Source organism: Streptomyces sp. NPDC088252 (genome assembly GCF_044740965.1).
Lineage (GTDB): Bacteria > Actinomycetota > Actinomycetes > Streptomycetales > Streptomycetaceae > Streptomyces.
In genome coordinates, this window is record NZ_JBIURS010000006.1 from 24817 (window position 1) to 43042 (window position 18226).

At 71.9% G+C, this 18226-nt stretch carries 16 protein-coding genes and 1 pseudogene; 15 read left to right on the forward strand and 2 right to left on the reverse strand.

What is annotated here, in order from left to right:
• The first annotated feature begins 84 nt into the window (after positions 1-84).
• The 8 genes and pseudogenes from ACIOHC_RS14105 to ACIOHC_RS14140 all read left to right on the forward strand — a co-directional run.
• On the forward strand, positions 85-1164 hold the full coding sequence (locus tag ACIOHC_RS14105) for a segregation/condensation protein A (protein WP_351074740.1): 1080 nt from the start codon (positions 85-87) through the stop codon (positions 1162-1164).
• Entirely contained in the window at positions 1161-1808 is a 648-nt protein-coding gene (scpB, locus tag ACIOHC_RS14110; RefSeq protein WP_351074742.1) for an SMC-Scp complex subunit ScpB, read from the forward strand. The genes ACIOHC_RS14105 and scpB overlap by 4 nt, the downstream gene beginning before the upstream one ends.
• Positions 1808-2914 (forward strand): pseudouridine synthase, encoded by a 1107-nt coding sequence (locus ACIOHC_RS14115; protein ID WP_401842862.1) that lies wholly within the window; start codon positions 1808-1810, stop codon positions 2912-2914. Before scpB ends, ACIOHC_RS14115 begins: the two co-directional genes overlap by 1 nt.
• A gap of 183 nt (positions 2915-3097) precedes the next feature.
• Complete coding sequence (pnuC, locus tag ACIOHC_RS14120) at positions 3098-3790, forward strand: nicotinamide riboside transporter PnuC (protein ID WP_351074745.1); 693 nt, start codon at positions 3098-3100, stop codon at positions 3788-3790.
• The gene (locus ACIOHC_RS14125; protein ID WP_351074747.1) at positions 3787-4896 is read left to right on the forward strand and encodes an AAA family ATPase; all 1110 of its coding nucleotides are present in this window, start codon (positions 3787-3789) and stop codon (positions 4894-4896) included. Before pnuC ends, ACIOHC_RS14125 begins: the two co-directional genes overlap by 4 nt.
• Positions 4893-5627: an NUDIX domain-containing protein gene (locus tag ACIOHC_RS14130; protein WP_351074749.1), complete on the forward strand. Its 735-nt coding sequence runs from the start codon at positions 4893-4895 to the stop codon at positions 5625-5627. The genes ACIOHC_RS14125 and ACIOHC_RS14130 overlap by 4 nt, the downstream gene beginning before the upstream one ends.
• The gene (locus ACIOHC_RS14135) at positions 5624-6646 is read left to right on the forward strand and encodes an ADP-ribosylglycohydrolase family protein (RefSeq protein ID WP_351074751.1); all 1023 of its coding nucleotides are present in this window, start codon (positions 5624-5626) and stop codon (positions 6644-6646) included. Before ACIOHC_RS14130 ends, ACIOHC_RS14135 begins: the two co-directional genes overlap by 4 nt.
• A 3-nt stretch (positions 6647-6649) precedes the next feature.
• A pseudogene (locus ACIOHC_RS14140) lies at positions 6650-6931 on the forward strand (DNA polymerase beta superfamily protein); the annotation flags it as partial.
• A gap of 138 nt (positions 6932-7069) precedes the next feature.
• Here the strand turns inward: ACIOHC_RS14140 and ACIOHC_RS14145 are convergent.
• Positions 7070-8575: an endonuclease/exonuclease/phosphatase family protein gene (locus ACIOHC_RS14145; RefSeq protein ID WP_351074753.1), complete on the reverse strand. Its 1506-nt coding sequence runs from the start codon at positions 8573-8575 to the stop codon at positions 7070-7072.
• A 371-nt stretch (positions 8576-8946) separates the two neighbouring features.
• The gene (locus ACIOHC_RS14150; protein ID WP_351074755.1) at positions 8947-9651 is read right to left on the reverse strand and encodes a DNA polymerase beta superfamily protein; all 705 of its coding nucleotides are present in this window, start codon (positions 9649-9651) and stop codon (positions 8947-8949) included.
• Positions 9652-9763: 112 nt separating this feature from the next.
• On the opposite strand from ACIOHC_RS14150, the gene ACIOHC_RS14155 reads away from it, so the two are divergent.
• The 7 genes from ACIOHC_RS14155 (at position 9764) to der (ending at position 18170) form a co-directional block, all read left to right on the forward strand.
• Complete coding sequence (locus tag ACIOHC_RS14155) at positions 9764-13135, forward strand: hypothetical protein (protein WP_401842865.1); 3372 nt, start codon at positions 9764-9766, stop codon at positions 13133-13135.
• 198 nt (positions 13136-13333) lie between these two features.
• Positions 13334-13606, forward strand: coding sequence for a hypothetical protein (locus ACIOHC_RS14160; protein ID WP_401842867.1), 273 nt, complete (start codon positions 13334-13336; stop codon positions 13604-13606).
• 65 nt (positions 13607-13671) lie between these two features.
• On the forward strand, positions 13672-14034 hold the full coding sequence (gene aroH / locus ACIOHC_RS14165; RefSeq protein WP_351074760.1) for a chorismate mutase: 363 nt from the start codon (positions 13672-13674) through the stop codon (positions 14032-14034).
• Positions 14031-15116 (forward strand): prephenate dehydrogenase, encoded by a 1086-nt coding sequence (locus ACIOHC_RS14170; RefSeq protein ID WP_351074762.1) that lies wholly within the window; start codon positions 14031-14033, stop codon positions 15114-15116. Before aroH ends, ACIOHC_RS14170 begins: the two co-directional genes overlap by 4 nt.
• Positions 15117-15240: 124 nt before the next feature.
• On the forward strand, positions 15241-15957 hold the full coding sequence (gene cmk, locus ACIOHC_RS14175; protein WP_351074764.1) for a (d)CMP kinase: 717 nt from the start codon (positions 15241-15243) through the stop codon (positions 15955-15957).
• Positions 15954-16637 (forward strand): lysophospholipid acyltransferase family protein, encoded by a 684-nt coding sequence (locus ACIOHC_RS14180; RefSeq protein WP_401842869.1) that lies wholly within the window; start codon positions 15954-15956, stop codon positions 16635-16637. The genes cmk and ACIOHC_RS14180 overlap by 4 nt, the downstream gene beginning before the upstream one ends.
• A 63-nt stretch (positions 16638-16700) precedes the next feature.
• Positions 16701-18170 carry a ribosome biogenesis GTPase Der gene (gene der / locus ACIOHC_RS14185; RefSeq protein ID WP_351074767.1) on the forward strand — a complete coding sequence of 490 codons (1470 nt, stop codon included), beginning with the start codon at positions 16701-16703 and terminating at the stop codon, positions 18168-18170.
• Positions 18171-18226: the final 56 nt, after the last annotated feature.

Below are 18226 nucleotides of genomic sequence, written 5' to 3' on the forward strand. Positions count from 1 at the left end.
GGTGCCGCCGTCGGCCGAGCGGCCCGGCCCCCTTCCGTGCGGGCCTTCGCCCGCCGCCCGTATCCCGCTTGCCCCTGGACCCTCATGCCGACGAACGACGAGCCCGCCCGCACCCCTCGCCGCCCCTTGGGCCGGGGTCCGGGCGGTCGGCCTGCTCCGGCACCCGCGGTGTCCGGGGGCGGCGACGGCGAATCCGCCGTGGTGCCGCTTCCCGGCACCGATGAGGCGTCCCCGGCCCCGTCACCGGCGGATGCGGCGGCGGCCGGGACCGACGCGTCCCGGGACCCCGTACCGCCTGCCGAGCCCGTCGCGACGGCACCACCGGGCCCGTCCCCCGAGCCGGCCGACGACGGGCGGTTCACCGTTCGGCTGGCGAACTTCGAGGGGCCGTTCGATCTGCTGCTGCAGCTCATCTCCAAGCACAAGCTGGATGTGACCGAAGTCGCGCTGTCCAAGGTCACCGACGAGTTCATGGCCCACATCCGGGCCATGGGACCGGACTGGGACCTGGATCAGACCACCGAGTTCCTCGTCGTCGCCGCCACCCTGCTCGACCTGAAGGCCGCTCGTCTGCTGCCCGCGGCGGAGGTGGAGGACGAGGCGGATCTGGCACTGCTCGAAGCGCGCGACCTGCTCTTCGCCCGGCTGCTCCAGTACCGTGCGTACAAACGCATCGCGGAGATCTTCAGCGACCGGCTGGAGTCGGAGGGGCGGCGCTTCCCGCGGACCGTGGGCCTGGAGCCGCACCACGCCGAGCTGCTGCCCGAGGTCGTCATCAGGATCGGAGCGGAGAAGTTCGCCGAACTGGCCGTGCGGGCGATGCAGCCGAAGCCCGAGCCGCAGGTGTACGTCGACCACATCCACGCGCCGCTGGTCAGCGTGCGTGAGCAGGCCGAGATCGTGGTGGCCCGGCTGCGCGGGGCCGGGGAGATCAGCTTCCGGGTGCTCACCGAGGACGCGCCGGACACCCTCACCGTCGTCGCCCGGTTCCTCGCGCTGCTGGAGCTGTACCGGGAGAGGGCCGTGGCGCTGGACCAGGACGAGGCGCTCGGCGAGCTCCTGGTGCGCTGGGCCGGGGGAGAGGGGGCCGGGCCCGTCGTGACGGACGAGTTCGACACCGAGGTGACCGGGGCGCAGGACGTCCGGGAGGATGGGAAGGCATGAGTCAGCAGGACACCACGGGTTCCACCGTCGCGGATCTCGATCTCAAGCCCGCGCTGGAGGCCGTCCTCATGGTCGTCGACGAGCCCGCCACGGAGGAACACCTCGCCAAGGTGCTGGAACGGCCCCGCAGGGCCGTCGCCGACGCGCTGCGCGAGCTGGCCGACGAGTACACCGTGCAGCGCCGCGGGTTCGACCTGCGGCTGGTCGCGGGCGGCTGGCGCTTCTACACGCGCCCGGAGTACGCGGCGGCCGTCGAGGGCTTCGTCCTGGACGGCCAGCAGGCGCGTCTCACGCAGGCGGCGCTGGAGACCCTCGCGGTGGTCGCGTACCGTCAGCCGGTCAGCCGGTCGAGGGTCTCCGCGGTCCGCGGCGTGAACTGTGACGGGGTCATGCGGACCCTGCTGCAGCGGGGCCTCGTCGAGGAAGCGGGCGCGGAACCCGAAACAGGTGCGATCCTGTACAGGACGACGAACTACTTTCTGGAGCGGATGGGCCTGCGTGGCCTGGATGAGCTCCCGGAGCTCGCGCCCTTCCTTCCCGAGGCGGACGCGATCGAGGCCGAGACGCAAGAGGGTGTGCCGTCGTTCGATCCGGACGCACCGGACACCCCGGAAACTCACGCAGACGACAAGACGGAATTTTGATGCGAAGCAGTGGCAGGAACAGCGGCAGCGGCAGCGGCAGGAGCGGCGGCAACCGGAATCCCCGGGGTGCCGGCGCCGAGCGCGACGGCAAGCAGGAGCAGCGTCCTCGTCGGCCCCGGCCCGAGGAGCGCCGCTACGACGTGGGCGCCACCGGCGAGAAGAGCGGCGACGGTCCCCGCAAGGGCCGTGGTGCCGCGGCCCGCGGCGGTGCCAAGGGCGGTCCGAAGCCCGCACAGGCCGGTGGCGGCCGGAGCGGCGGCGCGCGTCGCCAGGGCGCCCCGTCCCGTCCGCGTGAGCTCGACGCCAAGATCGAGCAGCGCAACCGGGACAGGTACGCGAACAAGCCCGACATCAGGACGCCCAAGACCTTCCCGGGCGCCGAGCAGGAGGGCGAGCGGCTGCAGAAGGTCCTCGCCAGGGCCGGCATGGGCTCGCGCCGCGCGTGCGAGGAACTGATCGAGCAGGCCCGCGTCGAGGTCAACGGCGAGATCGTCGTCGAGCAGGGCATGCGCGTCGATGTGCACAAGGACGAGATCAAGGTCGACGGTCTGACCGTCGCCGCGCAGTCGTACCTCTTCTTCGCGCTGAACAAGCCCGCCGGTGTCGTCTCCTCCATGGAGGACCCGGACGGCCGTCAGTGCCTCGGCGACTACGTCACCAACCGTGAGACGCGACTCTTCCACGTCGGCCGGCTGGACACCGAGACCGAGGGCATCATCATGCTCACCAACCACGGCGAGCTGGCCCACCGCCTGACCCACCCCAAGTACGGGGTGAAGAAGACCTACCTGGCCGCCATCCAGGGACCGCTCCCGCGCGACCTGGGCAAGCGGCTCAAGGACGGCATCCAGCTGGAGGACGGCTACGCCCGCGCCGACCACTTCCGGGTCGTCGAGAACACCGGCAAGAACTACCTGGTCGAGGTGACCCTCCACGAGGGCCGCAAGCACATCGTCCGCCGGATGCTGGCCGAGGCCGGCTTCCCGGTCGAGCGGCTCGTACGGACGTCCTTCGGGCCGATCCCGCTGGGCGACCAGAAGTCCGGCTGGCTGCGCCGCCTCACCAACACCGAGGTCGGCATGCTGATGCGCGAGGTCGGCCTGTAACGGCCCGGTGCACTCTCTGTCGTGCACCGAGCCGTAAGACCGTCCGGACGCTCCGCCCCGGCTCCGTCCGCTCCACGGCCCGCGGCCGGTTCCTGCTTTCGATTTTCGAACAGGAATCGGCCGCGGGCCTTTTGCTGCGACCGTTCCGCCTTTATAGTCAGACTGACTATTAAGGAGGCGGGAGTGAGTCTCGCGGATGTCCTCGATCCCCTGCAACAGCCCCTGGTGACGGTCCTCGACACCCCGGTCAGCTGGACCGAGGTGCTCGGCTTCGGCAGCGGGGCGCTGTGCGTGTGGCTCGTGGCCCGCCAGCACCTCGCCAACTGGCCGATCGGCATCGCCAACAACCTCTTCTTCATCCTGCTGTTCGCCCAGTCCGGCCTGTACGCCGACGCCGGACTCCAGATCGTCTTCATCGCCCTTGCCGCGTACGGCTGGTGGACCTGGACCCACGGGGGTGGACCAGGGACGCCGGACCTGCCGGTGCGGCGCACCTCACGCACCGAATGGACCTGGCTGCTCGCGGCAGGGGTGGTGGGGACCCTCGCCCTCACCCTCCTGCTGGACCGCGCCACCGACTCGACCGTGCCCTTCTGGGACGCCCTGACGACCGCGTTGTCCCTGACGGCGACGTACGGGCAGTGCAGGAAGCTCGTCGAGTCGTGGTGGCTCTGGATCGCCGCCGATGTGGTGTACATCCCGCTGTACGCGTACAAGGAGCTCTATCTGACCTCCCTGCTGTACGTCGGCTTCCTGACGCTGTGCCTGATCGGCCTGAGCAACTGGCGGCGAGATCTCGCCGGGCGGCGGCCCGTGGAGGTGGCGGCACCCGGGTACGAGGTCGGCGTGGGCCGGGGGCGTGGGGGGTCGCTGTGAGTGGTCGGTCTCCACGGGGCAGCGGCGCGAAGCGCTTCGCGCACGGGCTCGTCCTCGGCAAGTTCTACCCGCCGCACGCCGGCCACCACCACCTCGTCCGCACCGCGCAGGACCGCTGCGAGCGGCTGACCGTCCTGGTGTGTGCCGCCTCCGTCGAATCCATACCGCTCGCCGACCGCGTGGCCTGGATGCGGGAGGTGCACCCGGACGCACGGGTCGTGGGCGCCGTCGACGACGTCCACATGGACCTCCACGACCCGGCGATCTGGGACGCGCACATGGCCGTCTTCACCGAGGCCGTGCCCGAACCGGTGGACGCCGTCTTCACCTCGGAGTCGTACGGGGACGAACTGGCCCGCAGATTCGGTGCCGAGTCCGTCTGCGTCGACCCCGACCGTACGGTCTTCCCGGTCTCCGGCACCGCCGTCCGCAAGGACCCGGTCGGCTGCTGGGACTTCCTCGAACCGCCCGTACGGGCCGCGCTCACCCGCCGGATCGTCGTCCTCGGCGCGGAATCCACCGGTACCACGACGACGGCCCGCGCCCTCGCCGACCACTACCGGCGGCGTGGCGGTGTCTGGGCGCGGACCCGATGCGTCGACGAGTACGGACGGGAGTTCAGCGAACAGAAGCTGGCCGCGCTGCGCGCCCGGTGGCCCGGGGCCCAGTGGGAGGACGTCACCTTCGGCACCGACGACTTCCCGCTGATCGCCGAGAAGCAGAACGCCGAGGAGGAGGCGGCCGCGCGCACCGGGTCGCCGGTGCTCTTCTGCGACACGGACTCCTTCGCCACCACCGTCTGGCACGAGCGGTACGTCGGCGGACGCAACCCGCTCGTCGAGGAGACCGCCGACCGGGTCGCCCACCATCTGTGGCTGCTCACCGACCACGAGGGGGTCGCCTTCGAGGACGACGGGCTGCGCGACGGCGAGGAGCTGCGGCCCTGGATGACCGACCGGTTCCGGGCCGAACTCACCCGTACCGGAAGAGAGTTCATCGTCCTCACCGGAACCCGTGAGGAACGCCTGGCCACCGCCGTCGCCGCCGTCGACGCCCTGCTCGCCGCCGGCTGGAACTTCGCCGCCCCCCTCCCGGAGCACCGATGAACGCCGGTGCCCCCGCAGGCTACGACCCGTACGCCTTCGAACCCTTCGCGGTCACCGTCGACCTCGCCGTCTTCACGGTCCGCGACACCCGGCTGCACGTCCTGCTCGTCGAACGGGGCGAGGACCCCTACAAGGGCCACTGGGCACTGCCCGGCGGCTTCGTCCAGCCGCGCGAGTCCGCCGAGGACGCCGCCCGCCGGGAGCTCGCCGAGGAGACCGGCCTCACCGAGGGCACCGTCTGCGCCCTCCACCTGGAACAGTTGCGCACCTACAGCGCGCCGGACCGCGACCCGAGGATGCGGGTCGTCTCGGTCGCCTACGCCGCGCTCGTACCCGACCTGCCCGAACCCCGTGGCGGCGGAGACGCCGCCAGCGCCCAGTGGTGGGACGCCCGAACCGTCGGCCCGCTCGCCTTCGACCACGACCACATCCTCGCCGACGCACACGACCGCATCGGCGCCAGACTCGAATACAGCTGCCTGGCCACCGCCTTCTGCCCGCCCGAATTCACCCTGGGAGAGCTCCAGCAGGTGTACGAGACGGTCTGGGGAGTCGAGCTGGACCGGCCCAACTTCCGGCGCAAGGTCCTCACCACGCCCGGCTTCGTCCAGGCCGTGGAGGGTCCGCCGCGCCGCACCGGCGGACGGGGGAAGCCGGCCGCTCTCTACCGGGCGGGCGCCGCCACCGCACTGCACCCTCCACTCCTGAGACCGGAAGGAAGAACCTCGTGATCGTGACCAGGACCATCACCAAACAGGCCGCCACCGGCGCACTGACCGGGCTCGCGCTCGGCGATGCACTGGGCTTCCCGACCGAGTTCAACAACGTGCCGTCGATCCTCGCCAAGTGCGGGCCGTGGCGCCGGATGCGGCTGCCGAAACCGGCGATCGTCACCGACGACACCCAGATGACACTGGCCCTGGGGAGGGGCATCCGGACCGCCATGGACCGAGGGCTGCTCACCCCGCTGCGGCTGGCCCGCCCGGTCCGTGAGGAGTTCGTCGACTGGTACCACTCGCCCGACAACAACCGTGCCCCCGGCCGCACCTGCATGACCGCCTGCCGCCTGCTCGACAGTGACCGGCTCTGGCAGGAGGCCAGTCAGACCGGGTCCAAGGGCTGCGGCGCCAACATGCGGGTCGCGCCGGTCGGACTCGTGCCGGGTCTGAGCGACGAACAGCGCTCCGGCGCCGCGCAGTTGCAGGCGGCCCTCACCCATGGGCACCCGACGGCGCTCGCCGCGTCCGATCTGATGGCCCGAGCGGTGTACCTGCTGGCGCAGGGGGCGGAGCCGAGGGGCCTGATCGGGCAACTGCGCAGTTACGCGTACGAGAACAGCAGCCGCTACCTCACGCGCTGGCTCGGCGATCTCTGGCGGTACGCGGGCGACTCCTCGCCGGAGCTGTACATCCAGCGGGGCTGGGACGAATGCCTTGCCGCCCTGGCCCGTGTCCAGGACGCGCTGCGCGACCCGTCCCCGGAGACCGACCCCTGCGAGGCGACCGGCGACGGGTGGATCGCCGAGGAGGCCCTGGCCACGGCCCTGCACTGCTTCCTGCTCTTCCCCGACGAGCCCGTCACCGCGCTGCGCCGGGCCGCCTGCACCCGGGGCGACTCGGACTCCCTCGGCTGCCTGACCGGCGCGCTCGCCGGGGCGCACCTGGGAGCGGGGGCCTGGCCCAAGGAGTGGTCGGAACGGATCGAGTACCGGAGCGATCTGCTGGCGTTGGGGGCGCTCTGGGACGCTTGACCCATGCACAGCAAAGCGACGCGCCTCCAGGAGGCCGGGCTGCCGGTCACGGACTTCGGCCCGGTGCTCGCCGAGGAGAGCCACCCGCTGCTGTTCCCCACGGTCTCCGGGGCGCATCTGTACGGGTTTCCGTCCAGGGACTCGGATGTGGACCTTCGGGGGGTCCATCTCCTGCCCGCGGAAGCACTCGTCGGACTGCGCCGCCCCAAGGAGACGCGCTCGCGGATGTGGGACCGGGACGGGGTCGAGATGGACCTGCCACCGCCGACCCACCAAATGGAACGACGTCCAAATGGCTCCGGCGCGGCCTGACGCCCCGCTCGACAGGCCCGCACGGAGCTTTGGCCGGGCGGGTGCCCGCCCATCGACGCACCGGGGGCTGGACGGATCTGCGCCCAGCCCCCACATCGCATCGGAACGGGATCAGACGGCCGGCAGAGGCACAGCGCCGTACAGGGTCCAGTGGTCGGACTTGCCCGCAGTGCCGGAGACCGAGCACCGGGAGAACGTGTGCGGCGCGAAGATGTAGTCGAGCTTGCGCGTGGGGTTGCCGTCGGCGTCGGCGTTGGCGGTCGGCTTTCCGGTGCGCGGGGAGAGAAGCCCGTTCAGCTGGCTGCACTCCTGGTAGGCGTCGTAGACCGGAATGAGCGCCGTGCTCGGGCCGCCCTCGTCGACGGTCGCGTCCGGGACGGGCGGTACCAGGTTCAGGTCGCCGCCGAAGACGGGCCGGTAGCCCTTCGCCTTGAACGTGTCGGCGAGGTCCCGCAGCTGCACGGCCTGCTTGCCACGCCACGAGCCGTCGTTGTCGTCATAGCCCTTGCCGGCGCTGAAGTGGGCGGTGCATGCCATCACCGCGCGGGACGGAATGGACGCGCACAGGGCCGTGCGCTGCTCCTTGTCGGCGGGCGACGTGAGGTCGTACCGCTTGTACCAGGTGTTCTCGTCCGGGACGGCCAGAGCGATGCCGTAGGCGCCCCGGTCGGCGTTCGACTCACCGCCCATGGCGCACTGCTTCTGGATGAGCGGGCTGCCGCCGACGCGGTTATGGATGGGCGCGAACCTCACGTCCCAGCCTCTGCCCGTCTGGGCCTCCAGCATCTCCTCGGCACGCTTGGCGTGCTTCTCACAGAACTCCTGGAAGAAGATGACGTCCGGATATCCGCCGATGACCGAGCTGACCAGGCGTTCGCGAATCGCGTCGTTGAGTTCCTGGTACCCGGCCTCTCCTTGGTAGGGAGACTGGTTCCAGCCGCAGTTCTTGTTGGCGTTGGCGCAGACGTTCCAGGTCATCACGTTCAGACTCGACGCGGGAGCCGATCCCGCGTACGGCGCCTCGGCCGGAGCGTCGACCGGCTCCAGCACGAATCGTGTTTCCTCGCCCGGGGTCAGTGTCATGGCACGCAGCGTGCCGTCCCCTGTCACGGCCACCCACCTGCCGGCGTATCCCGACTCGTCGACGGACTCGAAGGACACGCCCACCGAGCCGGCAGGGGAGTTCAGAAACGCGGGCGGGGTCGAGTAGTGCGCAGTGAACTGCTGCCAGCTGCCCAGCCGGTAGCCCCGGGCGCGAAGCATGCCGTTGCGGTCACCCGCGTCCTCGTACTCGGCGGTCGCGAAGAAGCCGGTGACCAGCGAGCGCAGACTCATCGTCGTGCCCGCGTGGTTGGTGTGGAGCGTGAACTTCTCCCAGGAACCGACCTTCTCGCTCCTGGCCTTCATCCGCCACTCGTACTGATCCGTGTCGTTCAACTCCACGGACACGTACCGGCCCGTGAGTACCGACCGCAGTGCCCACTTCTGCCCCGCAGACTTCGCGACATCCGCAGCATCCGCTGAGACGTCCGTGGCCGAGGCCACAGGTGCCGATGCGAGCGATACCCCCGCGATCAAGGCAAGCAGCGCGGTCAGAAAGCTCAACGTACGGCGCATGCCCCCTCCTTCTCATGCATGAACAAATGAAAAGCAGATCATAGGTTTCGCCCGCGGCGACTCCGCCGTCGGGCCGAGCCCGCAGTTGGGTCAGTCCTTCGTCGACACACGTAGCGGCATGCCCGGTCCCGGAGTGTTCACGGTTCTCGCGATCCGGCCGAAGGAGGGCGCCCGTACCACTGGCTGTGATCAACGACTCATACGCACCGCCGGTCACTATGTGCGCGCCGGTGCGCAAACCACCGTGCACAGTACCGTCGTTGGGCAGACTTACCGGAAATCACCCTCGGCGTGCCGATCGTGGGGAGCGCCGAGGGCCGTGCACCGGAACCGGATCAGCAGGAAGGGTTGCCGAGGCCCCGTCGGGTCGTTCAGCTCTCCTCGGGCCGGAGCGCGGACGCCCGGCGGGTGCGGATCAGGAAGTCCTCCACCCGGGCCCGGTCCGGTTCGGGCGGCAGCGGTGAGGAGGCGACCGCCGCGTCGTTCTCCTCGGCCAGGTGGGTCATACGGCGTTCGACCTCCGCCCAGGGCACCTCGCCGCGCTTCACCGCCAGCAGTTCCTCCCGGGCCGGGCCCACCTCGATCGTGAGCTCGCCCGTGCGCAGCAGATCCCGGCCACTGGTCAGCAGCCGCAGCAGATGCATGGCGTGCTTCCAGCGCGGCTCCCCGTACTGCCGTTGGTCCGCCTCCAGCTTTCTGCGTTGGCCCAGCGCGTACCGGACGAAGGTCTGATGGGCCAGCCGGGACAGGAACGCCGCCCGCAGGGAAAGGAGTTCGCCGCCCACGGCGTCGATGTGTTCCACCAGCGGCGAGTGCAGGCACTCCAGAACATTGGGGTTGGCCCGCAGGGCCAGCTCGCAGAAGCGCTCCAGCTCCCAGGAGAACTGCTCCTGCGCCGGGCCCTCGACATGCGTCGGTGGTTTGTCGAACCGCCAGAACAGCGGGGTCGGCGCGAGGAAGACGCCGCGCCGGTCGGTGTCGCTGTCCTCCGTGGCGAGCCCGAACGCGCGTGAGCCCATCACACAGGAGTAGACCGTGTGGTCGCGTACGAGCGCTACGTGGTCGGGGGTGATCATGCCCGCGAGGGTACGTGAGCGAAAAGATGTTGCCCCGGACGTTTTCCGGTGCCACGATCGCCGCCATGACGATGATCGGAAAGGCACGCCGCGCCCCCCTCCGGTGAGCGCGATGACGACACCTCCGTACCCCAGAGAAGAAGCAACCGCTCTGTACACCAGGTATGCACACCTGCCGTACCCGGCCCGGATGCGGGCCATCGCCGAACACACCCGCTCCCTGGACGACGCCGCCTACCGCGCCGCGCAACGGGCCCTCGACCGCGGGAACCCCGAGGAACGCCGGCTGGCACTGTTCCTGGCCGTCGTCCGCCGCGACCTCGACGTGGTCGCCCGGGCACTCACGGATCCGCTGCTCAGACCGCGCGCCCTGGCCGCCGCGATCAGGCTTCCGGTCGACGAACAGGTCCTGACGGAACTGGCGTTGGGCGACCTGAGGGACGTACGCCATCACACCTACCGGATCCTCCGGCTGTCGGGCCGGTCCGCGCTCGCCGACCGGCTGCTGCCCCGTGTGCACGCACGGCACGGCGACGAGGACGCGGCCCGGCTGCTTCCCGCCTGCACGCCCTGCGCCGCCGAACAGTGGCTGCCACGGCTGGTCCAGGTGCCGCCCGGTGTCCTGCACGCCCTCGCCCGGACCGCACCGGCCGCACTCGCCGCCCATCTCGCCGACCGTCTGCCCGCGAAGAGCGTCGAACGGTCCGCACCCAGGGGTCTGCGGGCACGCAGCACATTCCTGGTGACCCGCCTCGGCACCCGCGATCCGTCGGCCGGGATGCTGCTGCTCGACCGGGCCCCGCATCTGGTCACCGGTACGACGATGGCCGCACTGCTGCGCGACCCCGCCGCCGTACTGGCCTCACTGCGCCGCACCGGCGCCGCGCGCCTGCCCCTGGCTCCGCGACGCCTGCCGCGGCGGGCGCTGAGCGCCCTCGCCTCCTGCGCACCGGAGGACATCGTCCTGCTCGCGAGTGTCCTGCGCGTCGAATCCCCGAGGGGGCGGGCGTCCTTCGGGGCGTACGAGGCCCCCGAGCCGCTGCTCGCCCTGCTGCCCCCGGTGCAACGGCGGCGCGTGGTCGAATCGCGATCGGGCGACGGGCTCACCGACTGGCGGGGCGAACTCGGCGGCGTCGCCGCCCTCGCACCCTCCGACAGGGCGGAGATCGCCTCACGCTGGCTGACCGGACGGGCCGGGCGCCGCACCTGCCCGCGCACCTTCATCTCGGCCCTGCTCCCGCTGCCCGACGGCGAGCCGCGCCTGCGCGAACTCGCCGCCGCGCACCGCCCGTACGACCGGGCAGCGGCCTGGCCCGCCCTCCTGGTCTGTGCCGCGCTACACGCGGATCCGGAGGAGTACGCGCGTGTCCTCACCTCCTGCGAACGGGCCTGGCACGACCAGGAGGAGGTGCGCCGGGCGACCCTGGCCGCGGCAGGCGCCGTCCCGGAGGCATTGCTGGACGCGGCACCGTACGCGGCTCTGCGCGATGCCGCGATGACCACGGTGCAGTCCCGCGACTCGACCCGGGCGTCGCTCCTGGCCGCCGAGGAATGGCTGCGGCGCACGGCGGTGAGCGCCGCCCGCAACGGCGACCTGCACCGGGCCGAAGCGGTCATCGGCCTGCTGCTCCAGGTCCTCGCCGACCCGCGCGGCCCCGGAACCGTCCGGCCGCTGCCGCTGGGCAGGGACACGGCCGTCGGTGTATGGCAGCTCGGCGGCCCGATGCCGGTGCGCACACTCGTGCGCTTCGCGGCCCTGTTCGTGCGTCATCTGCCGTACATCCCCGCCCTGGACGAGGCGATCGGCCGGGCGGCACGGGACCTGTCGGGCGGAAGGCACGCCCGGCAGGCGGCCGAACTGTGGCTCGCGGACCCGGTCACCCGGGAGCGTCGCTGCGCCGAACTCCTCGCCGCCGCGCCCACGTCGGTCGTCGTGCCCGTCGTCTGGCGCACCCTCGCCCGGCGCCGTACCGACCTGCTCGACACCGTCATGGGATCGGGACTGCCACCGCGCTGGGTGCCACGGATGCGCCGGAGCGTCCTGGGCCGCTGGCTGCCGCGTCAGCGCGCCGCACTCGACGCGCAGTTGGCGGGTGTCGCCACCGACGACGAGGCACCCCTGCTGGAACGGACCGACGCCGCCGCCCTCTGGGGTGAGACGGACGGTCTGCGCGCGCTGGTGGGGACGGCGCCGCAGCCCGTCGCCGCGGCCGCACTCACCGCGCTCGGGGAGCGCGCCGCGGACAGCGGTGGTGTTCAGGCCCATACCGACACCCTGGACTTCCTGCTCGGACACGCCGGGCAGGGAGGGGTGCGGGGGCGGGCCGCGATGACCGGTGTGCGGGCCTTGCTCGGCACGGTGCCCGACGACGGGGCCGTGGCGCTGCTCAGCCGGGTCGTCGGGGACGTCACCGGGTCCGTCGGCAGCCGGAAGGCGGCGGTGCGCGGGCTGGCCGAGCGGTCCTCTCCTGCGGCGTTCGCGGCCGTGCTCGCCGGATGGGACGTACCCGGACAGCACCGGGACGTCCACGCCACGATGGCCGGGGTGCTCGCGACCCGTATGGACGCCGCCGGTGTCGCGGAGCGGTTCACGGCGCAACTGCATCATGCGGCGGTGCGTGAACGGGTGATGGCGGCGCGGCCCGACCGGCCGTCGGCCGCCGACGCCCTGGCCGGGTTCCTCGCACACACGGTGGCCACGGGCGAGCCGGTGTCCGCGGCGGCCGCCGCCCACGCGCTCCTCGGTACGGCGGGAACCGCCCCGGTCCGCGACGCCGTCGCCGCCGCGGTGACCGACAGCGGCCGCCCGAGCGGGGTCCGTGGCGAGGCGGCGCGCCTGCTGTGCGCATGGGCGACCACCGGGGAGGGGCGGTCGGCGCTCAAGGGCGCACTCGACGCGGTGGTGAACCAGGCCGGTTCCGCGGACGAGGAGGAGCGGTGGGACGCGCTGTTCGTCCTCGACTCGCTGAAACGGGACTTCCCACCGCGCCCGGTCGCCGCCCTGGACACCGTCACCGAGGCGCTCCGGCGGGCGGGGCTCGTCCGCACCGCGTCCGGGGTGGCCCTCGCGGCGGCCCTCGCGTCGCTGACGGAGGTGGACGAGGCGGACGAGGCGGACGAGTCGGCGCCGGCGGAGGCGGCCGGGGGAGCGGTCGGAGGGACGGTCGAGCGGTGGGATCGGTGGCTGGCCCTCGCGGGGGAGCGGCCGGGTTCCCTCGACGCCATCCGGTACGACTGGCGGGGGCCGCAGAAGGCACTGCCGCTCGCGGCGATCGGCACGGTGGTGGCCGCGCTGCGGGCGCGGGGATCGGCCGTCGCGGGGCTGGCCGCGGTGGAACTGGTGGTCCGGGCGGGCGGGCACACCCGGTGGGCGGACCCCTGGCCGGACGAGCTGTCCGCACTGAAGGGCAGTGCGCATCCGGACGTCGCGGAGGCGGCGCTCCTGGCCGATGTCCGCCGGAGCCGTCGGACGAGCTCCGGTTGACGGTGGCGGGGCCGTGCTCAAGTGGCAGAGGCCAGGATTCCGATCGACATGGTCGATGAATCTCCACGTCTGGAGAGGTGGACTCATGGCGGAGAACGACCTCGGCAGTCTGCTGGGCGGTTTGCTGGGCGGCGGTGGCCAGGGCGGCGCCTCGGCGCTTCCGGTGGCGCCGGGAACATCCTCGGTGCGCTGCCGGGCGTGCCGGGCGGCGGCCGGGGCGGTTCGGGCGGCAGCGGCAATGCGCTCGTGGGGCTGATCGGGATGCTCACCGGGTCCGGCCTCGTCGACCGGACGTACTCCTGGATCGGCACCGGTGAGAACCAGGTGGTCAGCGACGCCCGGCGGAGCCCCCCGGCCGCGCCGTGCGCCCGCCGTGAACCGGGAGCCCCGGGGCCGGCCACCACGCGCGTCGGCGCCCCGTCTCACCGACAGAGCACCCCGGCCGCCCGCCGCTCCGTCCCTCTAGGCTGATCACGCGGAAAGATCACGCAAACGGACAGCGGGCGTGGCACGCACGAAGAAGCGAGGAGCACGACGTGGCGGTACGAGCGGTCCGTGGAGCCGTCCAGCTGGAACGGGACGAGGCCGGACACATGGGCGAGCGGGTCAGTGCCCTGCTCACCGCCGTCCTGGAGCGCAACAGCCTCGTCGCGGACGATCTGATCAGCATCTGGTTCACGGCCACCCCCGATCTGCACAGCGACTTCCCGGCCGCCGCGGCGCGCGGGATCGGTATCGTCGACGTACCGCTCATCTGCGCCCAGGAGCTGGACGTCGTGGGCGCGATGCCCCGGGTGGTGCGCATCCTCGCGCACGTCGAGACGTACCTCCCCAAGTCCGAGATCGCACACGTGTACCTCGGAGCCACCGCCGCCCTCCGCAAGGACATCGCCCAGTGAGAACCGCCCTCGTCATCGGAACGGGCCTCGTCGGCACCTCCGCGGCCCTCGCCCTGGCCGGGCGCGGCATCCATGTCCACCTCGTCGACCACGACCCCGAGTCGGCCCGCACCGCGGCCGCGCTCGGCGCCGGTACGGACCAGGCGCCCGAGGGCCCCGTCGACCTGGCGATCATCGCCGTGCCGCCCGCCCATGTGGCCCCGGTCCTGGCCACGGCCATGCGGGACGGCGTCGCCCGCGGCTACCTCGACGTCGCCAGCGTCAAGGGCGGCCCGCGCCGTGAGCTGGAGGAACAGGGCGTCGACCTCACCCCGTACATCGGTACGCACCCCATGGCCGGGAAGGAGCGATCCGGTCCCCTCGCCGCCACCGCGGACCTCTTCGAGGGCCGTCCCTGGGTCCTCACCCCGACCCGGGACACCGACACCGAGGTCCTGAACCTCGCCCTGGAACTGGTGGCCCTCTGCCGCGCCGTCCCCGTCGTCATGGACGCCGACGCGCACGACCGGGCCGTCGCCCTGGTCTCGCACACCCCGCAGCTGATCTCGTCGATGGTCGCCGCCCGTCTGGAGGAGGCCGACGAGACCGCCGTACGTCTCTGCGGCCAGGGCATCAGGGACGTCACCCGGATCGCCGCTTCCGACCCCCGGATGTGGGTGGAGATCCTCTCCGCCAACCCCGGGCCGGTCGCCGACGTACTGGCCGGGGTCGCCGCCGATCTGGACGAGACGGTACGGGCGCTGCGCGGTCTGCAGTCCGGTGACGACGACAGGCGCCGCGAAGGCACCGAAGGCATCGAGGACGTCCTGCGTCGCGGCAACGCGGGACGGGTCCGGGTGCCCGGCAAGCACGGGACGGCCCCCACCTCGTACGAGATCGTGTCCGTGCTCATCAGCGACCGGCCGGGTGAACTGGCCGGGATCTTCGCCGATGCCGGACGGGCCGGGGTCAACGTCGAGGACGTCCGCATCGAGCACGCCACCGGGCAGCAGGCCGGCCTGGTCCAGCTGATGGTCGAGCCGAGCGCGGTCGCCGGGCTGAGCGCGGCGCTGCGCGAGCGGGGCTGGTCGCTGCGCCAGTAGGCCCCGGGCGGCGGGCCCGCGAGGGGGTTGTCCACAGGGGTGCAGAGGACCCCTCCGGCACTCGGTAACCTTGTGCGGGGCGGGTTCGCGCGTCCCCGTCCCGCCCACCCCGAGTACCAGGAAGGTGTCCACCACCGTGGAAACCGCAAGCGCCGCCGCCCGGACGGCCCCGGCCGCAGTGATCGTCGCCATCGACGGGCCCTCCGGCACCGGCAAGTCCAGCACGTCCAAGGCCGTCGCCGCCCAGCTCGGCCTGAGCTACCTGGACACCGGCGCCCAGTACCGGGCGATCACCTGGTGGATGCTGAACAACGGCATCGACGTGCAGGACGCGATGGAGGTGGCGACCGCCGCCGCCAAGCCGGTCATCGTCTCGGGTACGGACCCGGCCGCCCCGACCATCACCGTCGACGGCGAGGACGCCTCGGGCCCGATCCGGACCCAGGAGGTCACCTCCAAGGTCAGCGCCGTCAGCGCGGTCCCCGAGGTGCGCACCCGGATCACCGAGCTGCAGCGCACCATCGCGGCCTCGGCCGAGCGGGGCATAGTGGTCGAGGGCCGTGACATCGGCACCACCGTGCTGCCCGACGCCGACCTGAAGATCTTCCTCACCGCTTCGCCGGAGGCGCGTGCCGCCCGCCGCAGCTCGGAGGTGAAGGGCTCCGATCTCGCCGCCACCAGGGAGGCGCTGATCAAGCGGGACGCGGCCGACTCCGGCCGCACGACCTCCCCGCTGGCCAAGGCGGACGACGCCGTCGAGGTGGACACCACCGAGCTGACCCTTCAGCAGGTCATCGAGTGTGTCGTCACCCTTGTCGAGGAGAAGCGGGCCGCGAAGTGACCCGAGCCACGGGCTCGCCCACGCCGCGCGGCGCGGCGGTCGGGCGCGGGATCGGCATCGGACTGATGTACGGGCTGTGGAAGCCCCGCGTCCTCGGTGCGTGGCGGGTCCCCGCCTCCGGACCCGTCATACTCGCGGTGAACCACTCCCACAACATCGACGGTCCGATGCTGATGGGCACCGCGCCCCGGCCCGTCCACTTCCTGATCAAGAAAGAGGCGTTCGTCGGCCCGCTCGACCCGTTCCTGCGCGGCATCGGTCAGCTGAAGGTGGACCGTACGACCGCCGACCGCACCGCCATCACCGACGCCCTCGGCGTGCTGAGGAGCGGCGGGGTGCTCGGGATCTTCCCCGAGGGCACCAGGGGCGAGGGCGACTTCGCCTCTCTGCGTGCCGGGCTGGCGTACTTCGCGGTTCGCAGCGGGGCGCCGATCGTGCCCGTGGCCGTACTGGGAAGCACCGAGCGCCGCGGACGGTTGATATCGGCACTGCCGCCGTTGCGCAGCCGGGTCGACGTCGTCTTCGGCGAGGCCTTCGACGCGCAAGAGGGGGCGCGCAGATCGGACAAGGGCGGCGGCGGGCGGCGGACACGCAAGGCGCTGGACGAGGCGACGGTGCGGATCCAGGCCCGGCTGACCGCCCACCTGGACGAGGCCAGGCGTTTCACCGGGTGTAGGTAAGACTTGAGTAGTGGGCCGCGTGGTCGTGGCCCATCGATGATGATGCAAAGAGGAACGGACTTCATGAACGACCAGATTCACTCCGACGGCTCGGACCACGAGCACGGAGCGCTTGGCGACGCCGAGTACGCGGAGTTCATGGAGCTCGCCGCGGAGGAGGGCTTCGACGCCGAAGAGGTCGAGGGCGCGATCGGGGAGGCCGGTCACGGACCGCTTCCCGTGCTCGCCGTCGTCGGCCGTCCCAATGTCGGCAAGTCGACGCTGGTGAACCGGATCATCGGCCGCCGCGAGGCGGTCGTCGAGGACAAGCCCGGCGTCACCCGTGACCGCGTCACCTACGAGGCCGAGTGGGCGGGCCGCCGCTTCAAGGTCGTCGACACCGGCGGCTGGGAGCAGGACGTACTGGGCATCGACGCCTCCGTCGCCGCCCAGGCCGAGTACGCGATCGAGGCCGCCGACGCGGTCGTCTTCGTGGTCGACTCGACCGTCGGCGCCACCGATACCGACGAGGCCGTCGTCAAGCTGCTGCGCCGGGCCGGCAAGCCCGTCGTGCTGTGCGCCAACAAGGTCGACGGCCAGAGCGGAGAGGCGGACGCCACCGCACTCTGGTCGCTGGGCCTCGGCGAGCCGCACCCGGTCTCCTCGCTGCACGGGCGCGGCACGGGCGACCTGCTCGACGCCGTACTCGAAGCGCTTCCGGAGGCCCCGGCACAGCGCTTCGGCACCGTGATCGGCGGACCCCGCCGGATCGCGCTGATCGGCCGTCCGAACGTCGGCAAGTCCTCGCTGCTGAACAAGGTGGCGAACGAGGACCGCGTCGTCGTCAACGAGCTCGCGGGCACCACCCGTGACCCGGTCGACGAGCTGATCGAGCTCGGCGGCATCACCTGGAAGTTCATCGACACGGCCGGTATCCGCCGCCGCGTCCACCTCCAGGAGGGCGCGGACTACTACGCCTCGCTGCGTACCGCCGCCGCCGTGGAGAAGGCCGAGGTCGCCGTCGTTCTGATCGATGCCGCCGAGTCCATCAGCGTCCAGGACCAGCGCATCGTCACCATGGCCGTGGAGGCCGGGCGTGCCCTGGTGATCGCGTACAACAAGTGGGACACCCTCGACGAGGAGCGCCGCTACTACCTGGAGCGCGAGATCGAGACGGAGCTCGCGCAGGTCGCATGGGCCCCGCGGGTCAACGTCTCCGCGGTCACCGGCCGTCACATGGAGAAGCTGGTCCCGGCGATCGAGACCGCCCTCGCCGGCTGGGAGTCCCGCGTCCCCACCGGTCGGCTGAACGCCTTCCTCGGCGAGATCGTCGCCTCGCACCCGCACCCCGTCCGCGGCGGCAAGCAGCCCAGAATCCTCTTCGGCACCCAGGCGGGCACCAAGCCGCCGCGCTTCGTGCTGTTCGCCTCGGGCTTCCTGGAGCACGGCTACCGACGCTTCGTGGAGCGCCGCCTGCGCGAGGAGTTCGGCTTCGAGGGCACCCCGATCCACATCTCTGTGCGGGTGCGCGAGAAGCGCGGCCGCAACAAGTAGTACGCAAGGGCCCAGGAAAGAGCCCCGGACCGTTCCGCAGCCGGAACGGTCCGGGG